This is a genomic window from Sphingomonas sp. BGYR3, assembly GCF_025153455.1.
In the GTDB taxonomy this organism is placed as follows: Bacteria; Pseudomonadota; Alphaproteobacteria; order Sphingomonadales; family Sphingomonadaceae; genus Sphingomonas.
Genome location: NZ_JANZNT010000001.1, coordinates 2,193,881 through 2,210,366, shown reverse-complemented (window position 1 = coordinate 2,210,366; position 16,486 = coordinate 2,193,881). Strand labels below are relative to the sequence as shown.

Here is a 16,486-nt window from a genome sequence, read left to right as displayed (position 1 = left end):
CCTTACGCCGGGCACTTCGCGCCGCTTTCCACCCAGGCCCGCGTCAGCTCGCCGAACTGCGCCTGGGTGCCCGGTGCGGGGGTGCGGCCCTTGCCGGGGTTCCAGCCCCAGCCGACCAGTCCGTCCTCGGCATTGTGCGCCACGATCTGGTCCAGCGTCTTGCCGCCGTTGCGCTTCCGGTCCTTCAACTGCTCGCAGATTTGGCGCAGGCTCTTGCCCTCCCATGCCATGCTGGCCGGGGCCAGATGCCATTCGGGATGGCCGGGGATGCTGCCCGTGCCATTGGCATAGGTGACATTTTCCGGCCCGTGACAGGTCGAACATTCCATCCCGGCAACGCCATGCCCGTCCTTGCCGCGCTCGACCGGCGGCATATGGAACCGCCCCTCATCGCCCTGCAGCGGCGAATCGGTGCGCGGATGACAGTTCACGCATCGCGGATGCTGCAGCACCTTGCCCATTTCGGTAAAGATCGCCGCCGAACGCGCGTCCCGGTTGGCGATGCTGGAAAAGGATGCTGCCGATTTCAGGTTGGCTTCACTCTCCGCCGCCCCGCTCGCCCAGATCGCCGCCGGGACCGTCATCGCCGCCAGCGCCAGCACGGCCCAGCCTGCCTTGTTCGCCCCGCTCGTCATGCCACGTTTCCTGTATTATCCGTGTGAGTGAAGGGCAGCCGCCGCACCGCCCGTCCGGTCAGCTTGCGCCACGCATTGGCGACCGCGGGGGCCGATGGCGGCACGCCCGGCTCGCCCACCCCGGTCGGATCGGCGCCGGACTTGATGATGTCCACCTCCACCTCCGGCATCTCGTGGATGCGCAGGCTGCGGTAATCGTTGAAATTGCCCTGGTCGACCATGCCGCCCTCGGCAATCGTCACTTCGGCATACAGGGCGTGGCCGATGCCGAAGCCGATGCCGCCCTCCATCTGCGCGCGGATGACATTGGGGTTCACTGGCACGCCGCAATCGACCGCGCACCACACCTTGTGCACGCGGGGCAGGCCGTCCTTCCCCTTCGACACCTCAGCCACCTGCGCGACATAGGTGCCGAAACTCTTGTGCACGGCGACGCCCAGCGCCCGGCCCTCGCCCAGCGCCCGGCCCCAGCCGGACCGTTCGGCAACCCGGGTCAGCACGCCCTTCGCCCGCACATCCTTCAGCAGCGCCAGCCGTCCCTCGACCGCATCCTTGCTGCCGATGCTGAGCAACTCATCGATGAACGTCTCTCCGGCATAGGCAGTGTGCGTATGCCCGACCGACCGCCACCACAGCGTCGGCACGCCGTTCTGCATCACGTGACACGACAGGCGCGTGTTCGGGATCGCATAGTTTTCCGGGCCGGATCCCTCGTACATGCTGGCATCGTCGCGCTCCTGGGTCTGACCCTCGGTCGGCGGCGGCAGCATGAACGACTGGGCGGCGATCACCTGATCCCATCCCACCACATTGCCGGCGGCATCGACCATGCCGGTCAGCTTGTGGACGGTCAGCGGCCGGTAACGCCCGCCGCGAATGTCATTCTCGCGCGTCCACACATGCTTGACCGGCACCGGCTGGCCAAATGCCTTTGCCGCCATCGCCGCCTCGACGACAAAGCCGTTGTCCGGCTCGGCCCGCCGCCCGAAACTGCCGCCGGCATATTGCTGGTGCAGCGTCACCTTGTCCGGGGACAGGCCCAGCACGCCGCCGATCGCCTTCATCTCGCCGACCTGGAACTGGCTGCCCATCCACACATCGGCCTTGCCGTCCTGGGCATGGATGATGATGTCCAGCGGCTCCATCGGCGCATGGGCCAGGAACGGAAAGACATAGGCCGCCTCAACGGTGCGCACGCCCGTCTGGTTCAGGTCGCCGCGCGTCTCCTTGGCCACCACGCGGCCGGGCTTGGCGGCCGCCGCGATATAGCTTTGCGCCATCGCCTCGCTCGACCGGGTTTCGGCCTTGGCCATATCCCATTCGGCGGTCAGCGCGGCGCGGCCCAGCTGTGCCGCATGAAAGCTGTCGGCATAGACCACGATGCCGCGCGGGATCGCCTTGACCGCCCGCACGCCCGGCACCGCCAGTGCGGCGGCATCGTCCATGGATTTCAGCGTCGCGCCAAATGCGGGCGGGTGCAGGATCGCGGTCTGCACCGTGCCGCCGGGTTTCAGGTCCATGGTGAACCGCGCCGACCCGTCGGTCTTGATCGCGGTATCGACCTTGGGCACGTCAGTCCCGATCAGCGTCCATTGCTCCGGCGTTTTCAGCACCGGCTTTTCCGGCGGGGTCAGTTTCGCCGCGTCCGCCACCAGTTCGCCGAACGTCGCCCGCCGGTCCCCTGCGCTCACCACGCCCTTCGCCACGCTGACCGCGTCCGCCTTCACGCCCCAGCGGCGCGCCGCCGCCTCGATCAGCATCGCGCGGGCCGACGCGCCTGCGGTGCGCATCTGCGTCCAGCTGTTGGCCATCGCGGTCGATCCGCCCGTGCCCATCGTGCCGAACATCAGGTTCTTGTAGAGCGGGTCGTTGGCAGGGGCCATTTCGACGCGCATCTGGCCCCAATCGGCATCCATCTCGTCCGCCACCAGCGTCGCCAGCCCGGTTGCCGGGCCTTGCCCGAACTCGATATGCTTGATGATGACGGTGACGCTGTTGTCGGGCGCGATCTTGACGAACGCATTGGGCTGGATCGCCTCTGCCGCTGCCGGGCCGGCGGCCGCCCGCGCTGCCCTGCCGCCGATCGGCAGGGTCATGCCAAAGATCAGCGCCCCGCCGGTCAGGAACCCGCGCCTTGTCGGTGTCACCGCGTTCATGCCACCGCTCCTTCGCCCAGCTTTGCCGCGGCGTCCTTGATCGCCTGACGGATGCGGACATAGGTGGCGCAGCGGCAGATATTGCCCGCCATCGCCCCGTCGATATCCTCGTCCGTCACCTTGGGCTTGGCGGCCAGCAGGCCGATGGCGCTCATCACCTGGCCCGACTGGCAGAACCCGCATTGCGGCACGTCGATCGCGGTCCATGCCGCCTTCACCGCTTCGGCCACCGGCCCGGCGACGCCCTCGATCGTCGTCACGTCATGCCCGCCGACGAACTTGACCGGCGTGACGCACGACCGCTTCGGCTTGCCGTCCAGATGCACGGTGCACGCTCCGCACTGGGCGATGCCGCAGCCATATTTGGTGCCGGTCAGCGCCAGCTCGTCGCGCAGCACCCACAGCAGCGGCGTATCGGGATCGCCCTCCCACGCCACGGATTTGCCGTTCAGCCTGAATTGCGTCGCCATGCCGCTGCTCCCTGTATTCCGCGCGGCGGGCAGGATAGCCCGCCCCCCGTCCTGCGACAAACCCGAACTTCGCCCCGCCGATGGATTCGCCGCTTGGCTTTCCGTGTCAAAAGGGGGAGACAGGGCAACACCGAAACGACCCGCACTGCCGGGCGCGGGACAGGGGGATCGGCCAGCATGACCGGGGGCAATGCCGAACATCCGCTGCGCCGCACCTTTTCGGAACTCATGCACCTGCGCATGCTGCCGCTGGTCGCACCGCCCTTTCGCGTGCGGCAATGGTTGCTGTTGCAAAACGGACCGGTGCGCGATGCGACCCGCGACTGGCTGGCCGGCATCGGCGCCCCTGCCGAGGCGCTGGACAAGGGCCGGTTTGAACGGCGCGACGGCGATGCCACCCGCATCTGGGAACAGCATACCGAATTTGCGACGATCACCGAATTGCTGTCGGACGATGCCGACGATCTGATCCCCGATTCGCCCTGGCTGGATGGCCTGCCCGGCGCTGTGTTCCGCTCGATCGAGGTGGTGGTCGCCCCGCGCGGTGCGCCCGCGCCCGACCCTGCACAGTTCGATCCCGCGCGTCTGGTCAGCGCGTTCGTGTTCGACGGCGCGGCCCGGATCTGGAGCGATTATTCGCTGAAGGCGGAGGGCGCGGGCCGCATCTGGATCGAGGATCTGGCCCTTGCCAATGACGAGCCAGCCCGCCTTGTCCAGACGCTGCTTGAGGTCGGCAATTACCGGAAACTCGCCCTGCTCGGCTTTCCCGAGGCGCGCGGCCTCCTCCCCTGGCTCAGCGAGGCGGAGGATCGCCACGCCTCGCTCGCCCGCGCGCTGACTGCGCCCGACGGCGATGACGAGGCGCTGCTTGGCGCGCTCACCCGGCTGGCGACAGAGGTGGAGGACCGCGCCGCCGCCATCCGCTTCCGCATGGGCGCGACCTTCGCCTATCAGCGGCTGACGCTCGACCGGCTCCATTCGCTCCGCGAAACCCGCATCGCCGGCTATTCCGGCCCGACCGAATTCATCGAACGCCGCCTCTTGCCCGCGATCCGGACCTGCGAAGTGGTGGAGCGCCGGCTCACCGACCTGTCCGAACGGATCGCGCGCACCTGCAACCTTATAAGCCTGCGTCAGGGTCTGGCGCTTGAGCGGCAGAATCAGGCGATCCTGACCAACATGAACCGGCGCGCCGACCTTCAGGTCCGGCTGCAACAGCTGGTCGAGGGATTTTCGGTCTTCGCGCTCAGCTATTATGTCCTCGGCCTGCTCGGCTATGTCCTGAAGCCGTTCGGCGACAAGGATCACGGCGCCGCCTACTGGATGGCGATGGCCACGCCCGCTGTCCTCGCCCTGGTCTGGCTGGGCCTTACCCTGGTCAAACGCCGCGTCCATACCGAAGTGGACCCCTGACCCGTTACGATCCTCCCCCGCCCTGTCCTACAGATAACCAGATGGGTTAAGATGATCTCCTGACGACAGGAGGAACGACCCATGGACATCGACACGCTGATTGACGCCGTCATCGACCGGGAAGGGGGCTATACCGATCACCCCGCCGATCGCGGCGGCGCCACCCGCTATGGCATCACGCAGCGGGTTGCGCGGGCAGAGGGCTATCATGGCCCGATGCGCCACCTGCCCCGCGCCGTCGCGGAATCCATCTATCGACGGCTGTACTGGACCCGCCCGCGGCTGGATCGGATCGCCGAGCGCGCGCCGGCACTGGCGGCGGAATTGTTCGACACCGGCGTCAATATGGGGCCGTCCGTCGCCATCGGCTTCCTGCAACGCGCGCTCAATGCACTGGACCGCGACGGCACGCTGCTGCTGCCCGATGGACAGGTCGGGCCGCGCACCCTGGCGGCGCTCGACGCCTTTCTTGCCCAGCGCCCGACGCTCGGCGAAACCGTGCTGACCCGCGCCTGCGATGCGCTTCAGGGCGAACGCTATGTCGCGCTGACCGAACAGCGTCCGCTGAACAAGGCGTTTCTCTACGGCTGGCTGGCGAACCGCATCGGTTCGACGGACTGACGGTGAAAACCCTGCAGCTTTGTCAAAACTGTCAGCCGAACTGTCAAGCGAAAGGATCCTTCATGAGCATTCTCGGCACCCTGATCGGCCCCGTCGCCGGTCTTATCGACAAGATCATTCCCGACCCAAAGGCACGCGATGCGGCCAAGCTGGAACTGCTGAAGCTGGAGGCCGCGCATGAGCTGGAGGGGGTTCGGACGCAACTGTCCGCCATCATCGCAGAGGCGCAATCGACCGATCCCTGGACCAGCCGGGCCCGGCCCAGCTTCCTCTATGTGATGTATGCGATCCTCTTGTTTTCCATCCCCATGGGCCTGCTCGGCGCGGTCCGGCCCGAAATGGCATTGGGCATCGCGGCCGCGATGAACGCCTATCTCAACGGCCTGCCCGAACCGCTCTATGCGCTCTTTGCCACCGGCTATCTGGGCTACACCGCCGCCCGCCAATGGGGAAAGGCAAGGGGGGTGGACCGTTGATCGAGGGAGCGGTCCGGGGCCTTCTGCGTTGACGCGCCATGCCCCGGCCCTGTTACGGTCGGGGCACGACCCTTTTTGCCAAGGAACCGCTCCATGTCCGACCTGATCCGCGAAGCTGCCCTGATCGATGGCGAATGGGTTTCGGGGGACGGATGGATCGATGTCGATGATCCCGCCACCGGGCGGATCATCGGCCGCGTCCCCGATCTGGGGGAGGCGGAAACGGACCGGGCGATCGCCGCCGCCGCCCATGCCATGGCCGAATGGCGGCAATGGACGGCGGCAGAGCGCGCCCGCGTCATCCGCCGCATCTTCGACCTGATGATGCAGCATCAGGACGCGCTGGGCGAACTGATGACGCTGGAACAGGGCAAGCCGCTGGCCGAGGCAAAGGGCGAGATCGCCTATGCCGCCAGCTTCTTCGAATGGTTCGCCGAAGAGGGCAAGCGGGCCTATGGCGACGTGATTCCGGGGCATCAGCGGGACAAGCGGATTGTCGTCCTGAAACAGCCGGTCGGCGTCGTTGCCGCGATCACGCCGTGGAATTTCCCGGCCGCGATGATTGCGCGGAAACTGGCGCCCACGCTTGCCGCGGGCTGCGGCATGGTCCTGAAACCCGCGCTGCAAACGCCGTTCAGCGCGCTGGCCATCGGCGCGCTGGCGCTGGAGGCGGGGCTGCCAAAGGGGCTGTTCAACATCGTCACGGGCGATTCGGCGACCATCGGCGGCGTGCTGACCTCCGACCCGCGCGTCGCGAAACTCAGCTTCACCGGCTCGACCGCGACGGGCGCGAAACTGATGGCCCAGTGCGCACCGACCATCAAGAAGCTCAGCCTGGAACTGGGCGGCAATGCGCCCTTCATCGTATTCGACGATGCCGACCTGGATGCCGCGGTAGAGGGCGCTATCCAGTCCAAATATCGCAACAACGGCCAGACCTGCGTCTGCGCGAACCGCATCTATGCCCAGGCGGGCATCCACGACGCCTTTGTCGAAAAACTCGCCGCCGCCGCGTCGAAACTGAAACCCGCGCCGGGCACCGATCCCGATGCGAAACTGGGTCCGCTGATCGACAAAAAGGCGCTGGAAAAGGTGGAGGCGCACGTCGCCGATGCGCTGGAAAAGGGCGCGACGCTGGTGACCGGCGGCAGGCGCGCCGATGCCGGGGCGCTGTTCTACGAACCCACCGTGCTGACCGGCGTCACCGCCGACATGATCGCGACGCAGGAAGAAACCTTCGGCCCCGTCGCCCCGGTGCTGAAGTTCGAGACGGAGGAACAGGTGATCGCCGCCGCCAATGACAGCCCCTTCGGCCTGTCCGCCTATTTCTACGCCCGCGACCTTTCCCGCGTCTGGCGGGTGGCAGAGGCGATCGAGGCGGGAATGATCGGCATCAACACCGGCCTCATCTCCACCGAAGTCGCGCCCTTTGGCGGCGTCAAACAGTCCGGCATGGGGCGCGAGGGATCGCTGTACGGCCTCGATGACTATCTGGAGACCAAATATCTCTGCATCGGTATCTGACCTGTTCAGATCCTCCCCCGCCAGGGGGAGGTGGCCCGCGCCAGCGGGTCGGAGGGGGCGGGTGCCCGGTCAAGTGCCGTGCCTCCGCCCCCTCCGCCGCCCTTGGCGGCACCTCCCCCTGGCGGGGGAGGATGATCGCGTTCCCCAACCCCCACCCTTGAACACCCCATCCGCCACATCCCATATCCCGGGGCATGAGCGACAAGATCCAGTGGCACGGCACCACCATCCTTTCCGTGCGCAAATCCGGCAAGGTGGTGATCGCCGGCGACGGCCAGGTGTCCGCCGGCCAGACCGTGATGAAGCCCAACGCGCGCAAGGTGCGGCCGCTGGGCGATGGCAAGGTGATCGCCGGGTTCGCCGGGGCGACCGCCGATGCCTTCACCCTGTTCGAACGGCTGGAGGGCAAGCTGGAACGGCATCAGGGCCAGTTGCTGCGCGCCGCGGTCGAACTGGCCAAGGATTGGCGGACGGACAAGTATCTTCGCAATCTTGAGGCGATGCTGATCGTCGCGGACAAGGATGTGACGCTGGTCATCACCGGCAACGGCGATGTGCTGGAACCGGAAGCGGGGATCGCCGCGATCGGATCGGGGGGCAACTTCGCCCTCGCCGCCGCCCGCGCTCTTGCCGATTATGAGCCAGACCCGGAGGTGCTGGCGCGAAAGGCGATGGCGATCGCCGCCGACCTGTGCGTCTACACCAACGACCGCCTGACGGTGGAGACGCTGGACGCCGCGACCTAGCCCCTCCCCTTCAGGGGAGGGGTTGGGGTGGGGCCTATGCGTCTCACCGAGCCCATCGCCTGCTGGACTGCCCCACCCCCAACCCCTCCCCTGAAGGGGAGGGGCTTGAGAAGAGACCCATGAACGACACCCTCACCCCAAAAACGATCGTCCGCGCGCTGGACGACCACATCATCGGCCAGGCGGATGCCAAGCGCGCCGTCGCCGTCGCGCTGCGCAACCGCTGGCGCCGGCAACAGCTCAGCCCCGATCTGCGCGACGAGGTCAGCCCGAAAAACATTCTGATGATCGGCCCGACCGGCTGCGGCAAGACAGAGATCAGCCGTCGTCTGGCCAAGCTGGCCGACGCCCCGTTCGTCAAGGTCGAAGCGACCAAGTTCACCGAAGTCGGCTATGTCGGCCGCGACGTCGAACAGATCGCCCGCGACCTGGTCGAGGAATCGATCCGCCTTGAAAAGGAACGCCGCCGCATCGCGGTGAAGGACAAGGCAGAGGAGGCCGCCCTGGCACGCCTGCTCGACGCGCTGACCGGCAAGGACAGTTCCCAGGCAACGCGGGAGGCCTTTGCCCAGCGGTTCCGCGACGGCCATCTCGATGACAAGGAAATCGAGATCGAGGTGGAGGCTGCGCCGCAGATGCCGTTCGAAATCCCCGGCGGCGCCAATGTCGGCATGATCAACCTCAGTGAAATGATGGGCAAGGCGTTCGGTCAGAACAACCTGAAGCGCCGCAAGCTGGCCGTTCCCGCCGCCTGGGCCAAACTGGTCGAGGAAGAGGCGGACAAGCGGCTCGACCAGGACGATGTGGCCCGCGTCGCGCTTGCGGATGCAGAGGCCAACGGGATCGTGTTCCTGGACGAGATCGACAAGATCGCGGTCAGCGACGTGCGCGGCGGATCGGTCAGCCGTGAAGGCGTGCAGCGCGACCTGCTGCCCCTGATCGAGGGGACGACGGTCGCCACCAAATATGGACCGATGAAGACCGATCACGTGCTCTTCATCGCCTCGGGCGCCTTCCACGTCGCCAAGCCGAGCGACCTGTTGCCCGAGCTTCAGGGCCGCCTGCCGATCCGCGTCGAGCTGAAGGCGCTGACGGTCGAGGATTTCGTGGCGATCCTGTCGGACACAAAGGCATCGCTGCTTCAGCAATATGTCGCCCTGCTCGGCACCGAACAGGTCAGCGTCAGCTTTACCGATGACGGCATCCTCGCCATCGCCCGCATCGCGGCGGACGTGAACGACAGCGTCGAGAATATCGGCGCGCGGCGGCTTCAGACGGTGATGGAAAAGCTGCTGGAAGAAGTCAGCTTCGATGCAGAGGATCGCACCGGCCAGACGCTGACGGTCGATGCCGCCTATGTCGAAAAACAGCTGTCGGGCATCGCCCGCAACACCGATCTCAGCCGCTACGTCCTGTAATGCCCTTCGGCCGGGCGGGGGTCACTCCGCCCGGTCATAGGGGACGAAATCGCCGAAGAAGCAATAGGCGCCGGGAATGGTGTTCCCGCGCTGCACGACGCGAAACCGGTCGTTGCGACAGGTCTGTCCGCCGAACACCTCGGCAATGATGATGCTGTCCTGCGGGCGAAGACCCGGGCATTCGCTGCGCAGCTGCGTCACCCAGATGCGCTTGCCGCCCTGGCGATAGATCAGCCGGTCGTTGCCGATGATCTGCGGCCCGTCCACGCCGATATTCTCGATGCACTGCTGCGGCTTGCCGGCAACGCGGCCCTTGGTCGCCGTGGCAAAATCCTTCGCCGCCTCGGCCTGGTCACTGGCGATCTGTTCGGGGGTTGCGGCGCATCCGGCGATCAGCAGCGCCGCTGCGGTGACGATAGCTGATCTCATGACATGCCCTCTCCCTGTTCGGATGCAGCAATATACCCGATCTTCAGCGTCGGCCCTATCCCCTGAACGCATCCTTTACGGCGCGCAGTTCGGCCAGCTGCTCCGCCGTCGTCGCCCGCATGAACGGATTGGTGGCCAATTCCGCCGCGATGCTGGTCGGCACCGTCGCCTCCCCCCGCTCGCGCATCGCCGCCACTTCGGCCAGCCGCGCCGCAATTGCCCTGTTACCGGGCTCGACATGCGCGGCAAAGCGGCCATTGGACAGGGTATATTCGTGGGCACAGTAAACGGAGGTATCGGGGGGCAGCAGCGCCAGCCGCTGCATATTGCCGAACATCTGCGCCGCCGTCCCCTCGAACAGCCGCCCGCAACCCATGGCGAACAGCGTGTCGCCAACGAAAATCGTGGCGGCATCGGGCAGATGATAGGCGATGTGACCGGCCGTATGGGCCGGCACCGCCAGCACCTGTGCCGACACTACGCCAAGCATCACCCGGTCGCCCTCGGCCACCAGACGATCGGCGGTGGGAATCTTTGCCGCCTCTGCCGCCGGCGCGATCACCGTTGCGCCGGTCGCGTCCTTGATCCCCTGATTGCCGCCGGTGTGATCCGGGTGCCAGTGCGTGTTCCACACCGCCCCGATCCGCCAGTCGCGCGCATCCGCCGCCGCCAGGACGGGTTCCGCCACCGCGGGATCGACCACGATCGTCTCACCCGACACCGGTTCGTGGACCAGCCAGACATAATTGTCGCTGAGCACGGGGATCCGGACGATCTCCAGCGGCGCGGTCATGACCTTACCAGACGCCGGTATTGGGCATCGACGCCCAGGGTTCGGCCGGGGCAAGGGCATCGCCCGCCTGAAGCAGCTCGACCGAGATATTGTCCGGCGTGCGCACGAACGCCATGTGCCCGTCGCGCGGCGGCCGGTTGATCGTCACGCCGGCATCCATCAGCCGCTGGCAGGTGTCGTAGATATTGTCGACGCGATAGGCGAGGTGCCCGAAATTGCGGCCGCCGGAATAGGTTTCCGGCGCGCTGCCATCCTCGGGCGGCCAGTTATAGGTCAGCTCGACCTCCGCCTTGCCCCGCCCGGTCGCGGGATCGATATCGCCCGGCGCGGCAAGGAAGATGAGGGTGAAGCGTCCGCCCTGGCTGTCCATCCGCTTGGTTTCCTGAAGGCCGAGCAGGTTGAAGAAGCGGACGGTCGCGTCGGGATCGGTGACGCGGATCATGGTATGCAGGTAATTCACGGGTAACAGGCTCCCTGATGCTGGCGTCCAGATAGGAACGATGCCGCCATCGTCCAAGCACTGCCGCTTCGCACCCCTGTCCAAAACGGCTAGGACCGGGCGATGACGGAAACACTTTTGCTGGCCGTGGGTGCCGGGATGCTGGGCGGTGCGATGAACGCGCTGGCGGGCGGCGGCACCTTTGCCACCCTGCCCGCGCTGATCGCGCTCGGTCTGCCCGCGACCGTCGCCAATGCCACGTCCAACATGGCTCTGCTGCCCGGCGCGATCACCAGCGCCTGGAGCTTTCGCCGCGAACTGCGCCCGCTGGGCGGAGTCGCCGTTCCGCTGCTGGTTGCGATCTGCTTTGCCGGCGGTCTGCTGGGCAGCCTGTTGCTGGTCCTGACGCCGACCCGCACGTTCGATGTGATCATCCCCTGGCTGCTGCTGCTGGCGTTCGTCGTCATCGCCTTTGGCAAGCGGGCGGCGGACTGGCTGCGCGCGCGGACGACCATCGGGCGGCGGACGCTGCTGACGGCACAGGGGGTGCTGGGCATTTACGGCGGCTATTTCGGCGGCGGTGTCGGCATGATGATGACGGCGACCTATGGTCTGCTCGCCGGGCTTGATCCGCGCAGCCTGTTCGCGCCGCGCACGCTGATGCTGGCTGCGGCCAACATGGCGGCGGCGATCGTGTTCATCGGTTTTGGGATGATCGACTGGAAAAGCTGCCTGCCGATGCTGGCGGGCGCGATCCTGGGCGGATGGGGCGGCGCGCATCTGGGCAAGCGGCTGCCGCCAGCTGCGGTCCGGCTATGGACGCTGGCGGTGACCGCCGCGACGACGATCGTCTTTTTTGCCCGCGCCTATGGCTGAACCCGCCAGCGCCGCATTGAACGGGGCACCGGCCGTCCCGTCCTGCGCCCGTCCCCGGATCGCAGCGGATGGCCGGCCCGCCTTATCCCTCGACGCTTTTTGACGCCTGTTCAAACAGGTCCTTGCTCAGCCCCGGCTGGGCAAGGATGCGCGACAGTTCCGCCCGCATCTGTTCGCCCCGCGCCGCATCGAACCGGCGCCACCGACCCAGTGGCGGCAACAGCTTGGCGGCGGTCTGCGGGTTGATGCGGTCAAGCGCGATCAGCTGATCGGCAAGGAACCGATAACCGCTGCCATCGGCGCGGTGAAACGCCCGCTGATTGACCCCGAACGCCCCGACCAGCGATCGCGCGCGGTTGGGATTGGCCAGCGAGAAATCGGGGTGGGTGGCCAGCGCCATCACACTTTCCAGCGCGTCGTCGCGCGACGACAGCGCCTGGGTGGTGAACCATTTGTCCAGCACCAGGGCATTGTCGCGATACCGCTGATAAAAGATATCCAGCGCGGCGATCCGCTTGTCCGACTGGGAATTGGTCAGCGTGGACAGCGCGCCCTGCCGGTCGGTCATGTTGTCGGCACGATCGAACTGGGCAAAGGCCAGATCGGCGGCATCCGGCGCGCCCGATGCGGCGATATAGCCGAGCGCCACGGTCTTGATCCGCCGCAGCCCCTTGGCCGCCGGCGAATATTCGAACCGGTTGACGTGCGCGCGGTCATAGGCGGCACGCCATTCGCCCTCCATCGCCCGCCCGATATCCCGGCGCAGCGATTCGCGTGCGCGAAAGATCGCTTCGGGATCGACGGTCGCCATCTGATCGCCGATGAACGCTTCGGACGGCAGCAACACCGCCTCTGCCACGAATGCGGGATCGAGTTCGGCATTGGTCAGCGTGCCGCGCACCGCCTCCACCACCGGCTGATGATCCGCGCGGCCCTCGGCCACCGCCGTCACCAGCGTTTCCAGCATCAGCTGCTGCATCGCCTCGTACCGCGCGAACGGATCGTCGTCATGCGCGGACAAAAAGGCGAGGTCGCGGGGCGACCGGTTGCCCTCCACCACCACCGGAGCGGAAAAGCCGCGATTGATCGACAGCACCGGCCGCTCGGCAATATTGGCGAACGTCACCACCGTCTGCTCGTCGCGCATCTCGATCAGCTGTTCCGGGCCAAGCGGCCCCGTGCTTTCCGAACCGAACAGGCGGGTGCGCAGCGGCAGGTGCATCGGCTGCTTGGACGGCTGGCCCGGCGTTGGCGGCACGCTCTGGCGCAGGGTCAGCGTCGCGGTGGCCGCGGCGGGATCATGGTCGAGCCGCGCCGACACGCGCGGCGTTCCGGCCTGCGAATACCACAGGCGGAACTGGCCAAGGTCGACGCCGCCCGCCTCCTCCATGCACGCGACAAAATCCTCGCACGTCGCGGCGGTGCCGTCATACCGGTCGAAATACAGGTCGCTGCCCGCCCGGAACCGGTCGGGCCCCAGGATCGCGGCCATCATCCGGATCAGCTCCGCACCTTTATTGTAAATGGTCGCGGTGTAGAAGTTCGAGATTTCCAGATAGCTTTCCGGGCGCACCGGATGCGCCAGCGGCCCGGCATCTTCGGGAAACTGCGCCGCGCGCAGCGACCGGACATCCTCGATCCGCTTGACGGCGGCGCTGCCCTGATCGGCCGAAAAGCTCTGATCGCGATAGACGGTAAAGCCTTCTTTCAGGCTCAGCTGAAACCAGTCGCGGCACGTGACGCGATTGCCCGACCAGTTGTGGAAATATTCGTGGGCGACGACCGCCGCCACCGCATCGTAATCATAATCGGTCGCGGTTTCGGGATCGGCCAGGATGTAGCGGCTGTTAAAGACGTTCAGCCCCTTGTTCTCCATCGCGCCGAAATTGAAATCATCGACCGCGACGATGTTGAACACATCCAGGTCGTATTCGCGGCCATAGACCTCCTCGTCCCAGCGCATCGCGGTCTTGAGCGCGGCCAGCGCATGGCCCGTCTTGTCCAGATCGCGCTCGCGCACCCAGATGCCCAGCTGGACCACCCGGCCGCTCATCGTGGTGAAGCTGTCCCGCGCGGCGGCCAGATCGCCGGCGACCAGCGCGAACAAATAGCTGGGCTTGGGAAAGGGATCGTTCCATTCGGCCCAGTGCCGCCCGTCCGGCAACTCGCCCGAACCGACCGGATCGCCGTTGGACAGCAGGACGGGATAGCGCGCCTTGTCCGCCGTCATCCGCACCGTGTACCGGGCAAGGATGTCGGGACGATCGGGGAACGGCGTGATCCGGCGAAACCCCTCTGCCTCGCACTGGGTGCACAGATTGCCGCCAGAGGCATAAAGCCCCATCAGCTGGGTATTGCTGGCCGGGGCAATCGCGACCGTGGTGGTGACGCGGTGGCTGTTCCCGGTCAGCGGCAGCGTCAACCGGCCGTCCTCGATCGTCGCGGGATGATCGGTGCCGTCGATCGACACGGACAACAGCTCCAGCGCATCGGCATCCAGCACCAGCGGCCGGTCATGCGCGCCGCTGCGCGTCACGCTGAGCGTCGCCGTCACGATCGTCCGATCCGCATCCAGCGCGAAATCCAGCGCCACTTCCGGCACCAGCCAGTCGGGCGAGCGATAGGCGTCGCGGCGGATCACCGGCGGGCTGGCTGGGGCGGACATGGCGTCGAGCATCTGCGCTACCTTTTGGGCCTGAACATGGGTGACGGCGCGATGCGTCCGTCCTGAACGGCGATTTGGGCCGAGTGTATAACTTGTGCAAGACGGCAAGCCTGCTAGGCTTTGGCTATCCTTACTTTTGCCGAGGTTGTCCATGATCCGTGCTGCTGCTTCGTTGCTTCTGTTTTCTGCCAGCCTGCCCGCAGTCGCGCTCGCCCAGACCGGGCCTGCCGCACCGCCGGAACAACAGGTGCCCGCCGTTCAGCCCCTGACGGACGCGGAAGCGGCGATGAAGGCGCACGTCATGTTCCTCGCCTCCGACCAGCTGAAGGGGCGCGAAGCGGGGACGGCGGACTATGAGGTTGCCGCGCAATATGTCGCATCGCAGTTCTATGCCGCCGGGTTGCAGCCGGCCGGTGACAAGGGCAGCTATTTCCAGCGCGTGCCGCTGATCGGCTACAAGACAGCCGACAAGGGGAATTATGTCCTGACCGGCCCTGCGGGCAGCACGACGCTCGAATTCGGCAAGGATTACATCCCCAGCCCGGATTCGGAGAAGGCCGAGCGCGTGACAGAGGGCGATGTCGTGTTCGTCGGCCAGGGCGTCGTCGCCCCGCATCGCAAGCGCGATGATTATGCGGGCGTCGATGTGCGCGGCAAGATCGTGGCGCTGTTCAGCGGCGCGCCGGCCAGCTTCGATGGCGAAGAGCGGGCGCATTTCGGTTCGGTGGCCAACAAGATCGCGGTTGCCGCGAAAAAGGGCGCGATCGGCGTCATCGTCCTGCAAACTGCCGCGGCCGAGCAGGTGCGGCCGTTCGAGCGTCAGGCGCAAAGCTATGACGCGCTGCGCGTCACCTGGGGCCGCCCGGACGGCAGCGGGGCCAGCGCCGCTGCATCGACCCCCAGCCTTGGTGTGCTGAGCCAGGCGGGCGCCGCCAAGCTGTTCGCCGGATCGCGCACGCCATGGGAACAGATTTCGGCCAAGGCAGCGGACGCCAATGCGGTGTTCAAGCCCTTTGCGCTGAAGACGCGGCTCAAGGCGGCGACCAAGACGACGCTGTCCAAGCTGGAAAGCTCCAACGTCGCGGGCCTGCTGCCGGGCAGCGATCCGGCGGTGAAGGACGAGGTCGTGGTGCTGACCGCGCATCTCGACCATGTCGGCGTGGGCCGGGCCAAGGATGGCGACACCATCTATAACGGCGCGATGGACAATGCCGTCGGCATCGCCTCGCTGATCGAGGAGGCAAAGCGGTTCAAGGCATCGGGCAAGCCGCCGCGCCGGTCGATCCTGTTCCTGGCCGTCACGGCCGAGGAAAAGGGGCTGGTCGGTTCCGACTATTTTGCCAACAACCCGACCCTGCCCAAGGACAAGCTGGTCGCGAACGTCAATCTCGACATGCCGATCATCACGTACAAGTTCGAAGACGTGATCGCCTTTGGCTCCGACCGCACCACGCTGGGGCCGATGGTCCGCCAGGCTGCGGCCAATGCGGGGGCAACCTTCTCGCCCGATCCCATGCCGGAACAGGGCCTGTTCGTCCGGTCCGACCATTACCGCTTCGTGCAGCAGGGTATTCCGTCGGTGTTCCTGTGGCCGGGCACCAAGGGGCCGGGCAAGGCGGCGGTCGATACATTCCTGTCGACCCATTATCATCAGGCCAGCGACCAGCTGGATCAGGTGCCGACGATCGACTGGTCGTCGGGCGTACGCTTCATCGACGTGAATTATCATATCGCGCGCGAAATCGCCGACGCACCGGAAAGGCCGCGCTGGAACAAGGGCGATTTCTTCGGCACGCTCTATGGCGGCATCGGCGCGCAATAAGCC

At 66.5% G+C, this 16,486-nt stretch carries 15 protein-coding genes; 8 read left to right on the top strand and 7 right to left on the bottom strand.

The window, feature by feature from the left end; genetic code table 11:
* Positions 1-2: 2 nt before the first annotated feature.
* Genes NYR55_RS10465 through NYR55_RS10455 form a run of 3 tightly spaced genes read right to left on the bottom strand, consistent with a single transcriptional unit; the run spans position 3 to position 3,261 of the window.
* Positions 3-635, bottom strand: a complete 633-nt coding sequence (locus NYR55_RS10465; protein WP_260021239.1) for a cytochrome c family protein — start codon at positions 633-635, stop codon at positions 3-5.
* Positions 632-2,791, bottom strand: a complete 2,160-nt coding sequence (locus tag NYR55_RS10460) for a xanthine dehydrogenase family protein molybdopterin-binding subunit (RefSeq protein ID WP_260021238.1) — start codon at positions 2,789-2,791, stop codon at positions 632-634. Before NYR55_RS10460 ends, NYR55_RS10465 begins: the two co-directional genes overlap by 4 nt.
* Positions 2,788-3,261 (bottom strand): (2Fe-2S)-binding protein, encoded by a 474-nt coding sequence (locus NYR55_RS10455; RefSeq protein WP_260021236.1) that lies wholly within the window; start codon positions 3,259-3,261, stop codon positions 2,788-2,790. Before NYR55_RS10455 ends, NYR55_RS10460 begins: the two co-directional genes overlap by 4 nt.
* Positions 3,262-3,438: 177 nt before the next feature.
* Here NYR55_RS10455 and NYR55_RS10450 point away from each other — a divergent pair, with 177 nt between their 5' ends.
* The 6 genes from NYR55_RS10450 to hslU all read left to right on the top strand — a co-directional run bounded on the left by NYR55_RS10450 (position 3,439) and on the right by hslU (position 9,459).
* The gene (locus tag NYR55_RS10450) at positions 3,439-4,674 is read left to right on the top strand and encodes a DUF3422 domain-containing protein (RefSeq protein WP_260021235.1); all 1,236 of its coding nucleotides are present in this window, start codon (positions 3,439-3,441) and stop codon (positions 4,672-4,674) included.
* An 81-nt stretch (positions 4,675-4,755) separates the two neighbouring features.
* The gene (locus NYR55_RS10445) at positions 4,756-5,295 is read left to right on the top strand and encodes an N-acetylmuramidase (protein WP_260021234.1); all 540 of its coding nucleotides are present in this window, start codon (positions 4,756-4,758) and stop codon (positions 5,293-5,295) included.
* A gap of 62 nt (positions 5,296-5,357) precedes the next feature.
* Positions 5,358-5,771 (top strand): holin family protein, encoded by a 414-nt coding sequence (locus tag NYR55_RS10440; protein WP_260021231.1) that lies wholly within the window; start codon positions 5,358-5,360, stop codon positions 5,769-5,771.
* Between the two features lie 93 nt (positions 5,772-5,864).
* The gene (locus tag NYR55_RS10435; RefSeq protein ID WP_260021230.1) at positions 5,865-7,295 is read left to right on the top strand and encodes an NAD-dependent succinate-semialdehyde dehydrogenase; all 1,431 of its coding nucleotides are present in this window, start codon (positions 5,865-5,867) and stop codon (positions 7,293-7,295) included.
* Between the two features lie 194 nt (positions 7,296-7,489).
* Positions 7,490-8,041 carry an ATP-dependent protease subunit HslV gene (gene hslV, locus NYR55_RS10430; protein WP_260021229.1) on the top strand — a complete coding sequence of 184 codons (552 nt, stop codon included), beginning with the start codon at positions 7,490-7,492 and terminating at the stop codon, positions 8,039-8,041.
* Between the two features lie 119 nt (positions 8,042-8,160).
* Positions 8,161-9,459: an ATP-dependent protease ATPase subunit HslU gene (gene hslU, locus NYR55_RS10425; protein WP_260021228.1), complete on the top strand. Its 1,299-nt coding sequence runs from the start codon at positions 8,161-8,163 to the stop codon at positions 9,457-9,459.
* Between the two features lie 21 nt (positions 9,460-9,480).
* On the opposite strand, the gene NYR55_RS10420 is transcribed toward hslU, so the two are convergent.
* Genes NYR55_RS10420 through NYR55_RS10410 form a run of 3 tightly spaced genes read right to left on the bottom strand, consistent with a single transcriptional unit; the run spans position 9,481 to position 11,123 of the window.
* Entirely contained in the window at positions 9,481-9,888 is a 408-nt protein-coding gene (locus NYR55_RS10420; RefSeq protein WP_260021227.1) for a DUF6491 family protein, read from the bottom strand.
* Between the two features lie 55 nt (positions 9,889-9,943).
* The gene (gloB, locus tag NYR55_RS10415; RefSeq protein ID WP_260021226.1) at positions 9,944-10,681 is read right to left on the bottom strand and encodes a hydroxyacylglutathione hydrolase; all 738 of its coding nucleotides are present in this window, start codon (positions 10,679-10,681) and stop codon (positions 9,944-9,946) included.
* A 4-nt stretch (positions 10,682-10,685) separates the two neighbouring features.
* A complete protein-coding gene (locus NYR55_RS10410; RefSeq protein ID WP_260021632.1) occupies positions 10,686-11,123 on the bottom strand; it encodes a VOC family protein in 438 nt (145 codons plus the stop codon).
* A gap of 120 nt (positions 11,124-11,243) precedes the next feature.
* On the opposite strand from NYR55_RS10410, the gene NYR55_RS10405 reads away from it, so the two are divergent.
* On the top strand, positions 11,244-11,996 hold the full coding sequence (locus NYR55_RS10405) for a sulfite exporter TauE/SafE family protein (protein ID WP_260021225.1): 753 nt from the start codon (positions 11,244-11,246) through the stop codon (positions 11,994-11,996).
* An 82-nt stretch (positions 11,997-12,078) separates the two neighbouring features.
* On the opposite strand, the gene pepN is transcribed toward NYR55_RS10405, so the two are convergent.
* Positions 12,079-14,673, bottom strand: coding sequence for an aminopeptidase N (gene pepN, locus NYR55_RS10400; protein ID WP_260021224.1), 2,595 nt, complete (start codon positions 14,671-14,673; stop codon positions 12,079-12,081).
* Between the two features lie 160 nt (positions 14,674-14,833).
* Here pepN and NYR55_RS10395 point away from each other — a divergent pair, with 160 nt between their 5' ends.
* Positions 14,834-16,483: a M28 family metallopeptidase gene (locus NYR55_RS10395; protein WP_347709666.1), complete on the top strand. Its 1,650-nt coding sequence runs from the start codon at positions 14,834-14,836 to the stop codon at positions 16,481-16,483.
* Positions 16,484-16,486: the final 3 nt, after the last annotated feature.

Excerpts from the sequence above, each read along its gene's own strand:
- NYR55_RS10465 (WP_260021239.1), bottom strand. The coding sequence starts at position 635 with ATGACGAGCGGGGCGAACAAGGCAGGCTGGGCCGTGCTGGCGCTGGCG.
- NYR55_RS10460 (WP_260021238.1), bottom strand. The coding sequence starts at position 2,791 with ATGAACGCGGTGACACCGACAAGGCGCGGGTTCCTGACCGGCGGGGCG.
- NYR55_RS10455 (WP_260021236.1), bottom strand. The coding sequence starts at position 3,261 with ATGGCGACGCAATTCAGGCTGAACGGCAAATCCGTGGCGTGGGAGGGC.
- NYR55_RS10450 (WP_260021235.1), top strand. The coding sequence starts at position 3,439 with ATGACCGGGGGCAATGCCGAACATCCGCTGCGCCGCACCTTTTCGGAA.
- NYR55_RS10445 (WP_260021234.1), top strand. The coding sequence starts at position 4,756 with ATGGACATCGACACGCTGATTGACGCCGTCATCGACCGGGAAGGGGGC.
- NYR55_RS10440 (WP_260021231.1), top strand. The coding sequence starts at position 5,358 with ATGAGCATTCTCGGCACCCTGATCGGCCCCGTCGCCGGTCTTATCGAC.
- NYR55_RS10435 (WP_260021230.1), top strand. The coding sequence starts at position 5,865 with ATGTCCGACCTGATCCGCGAAGCTGCCCTGATCGATGGCGAATGGGTT.
- hslV (WP_260021229.1), top strand. The coding sequence starts at position 7,490 with ATGAGCGACAAGATCCAGTGGCACGGCACCACCATCCTTTCCGTGCGC.
- hslU (WP_260021228.1), top strand. The coding sequence starts at position 8,161 with ATGAACGACACCCTCACCCCAAAAACGATCGTCCGCGCGCTGGACGAC.
- NYR55_RS10420 (WP_260021227.1), bottom strand. The coding sequence starts at position 9,888 with ATGAGATCAGCTATCGTCACCGCAGCGGCGCTGCTGATCGCCGGATGC.
- gloB (WP_260021226.1), bottom strand. The coding sequence starts at position 10,681 with ATGACCGCGCCGCTGGAGATCGTCCGGATCCCCGTGCTCAGCGACAAT.
- NYR55_RS10410 (WP_260021632.1), bottom strand. The coding sequence starts at position 11,123 with ATGATCCGCGTCACCGATCCCGACGCGACCGTCCGCTTCTTCAACCTG.
- NYR55_RS10405 (WP_260021225.1), top strand. The coding sequence starts at position 11,244 with ATGACGGAAACACTTTTGCTGGCCGTGGGTGCCGGGATGCTGGGCGGT.
- pepN (WP_260021224.1), bottom strand. The coding sequence starts at position 14,673 with ATGCTCGACGCCATGTCCGCCCCAGCCAGCCCGCCGGTGATCCGCCGC.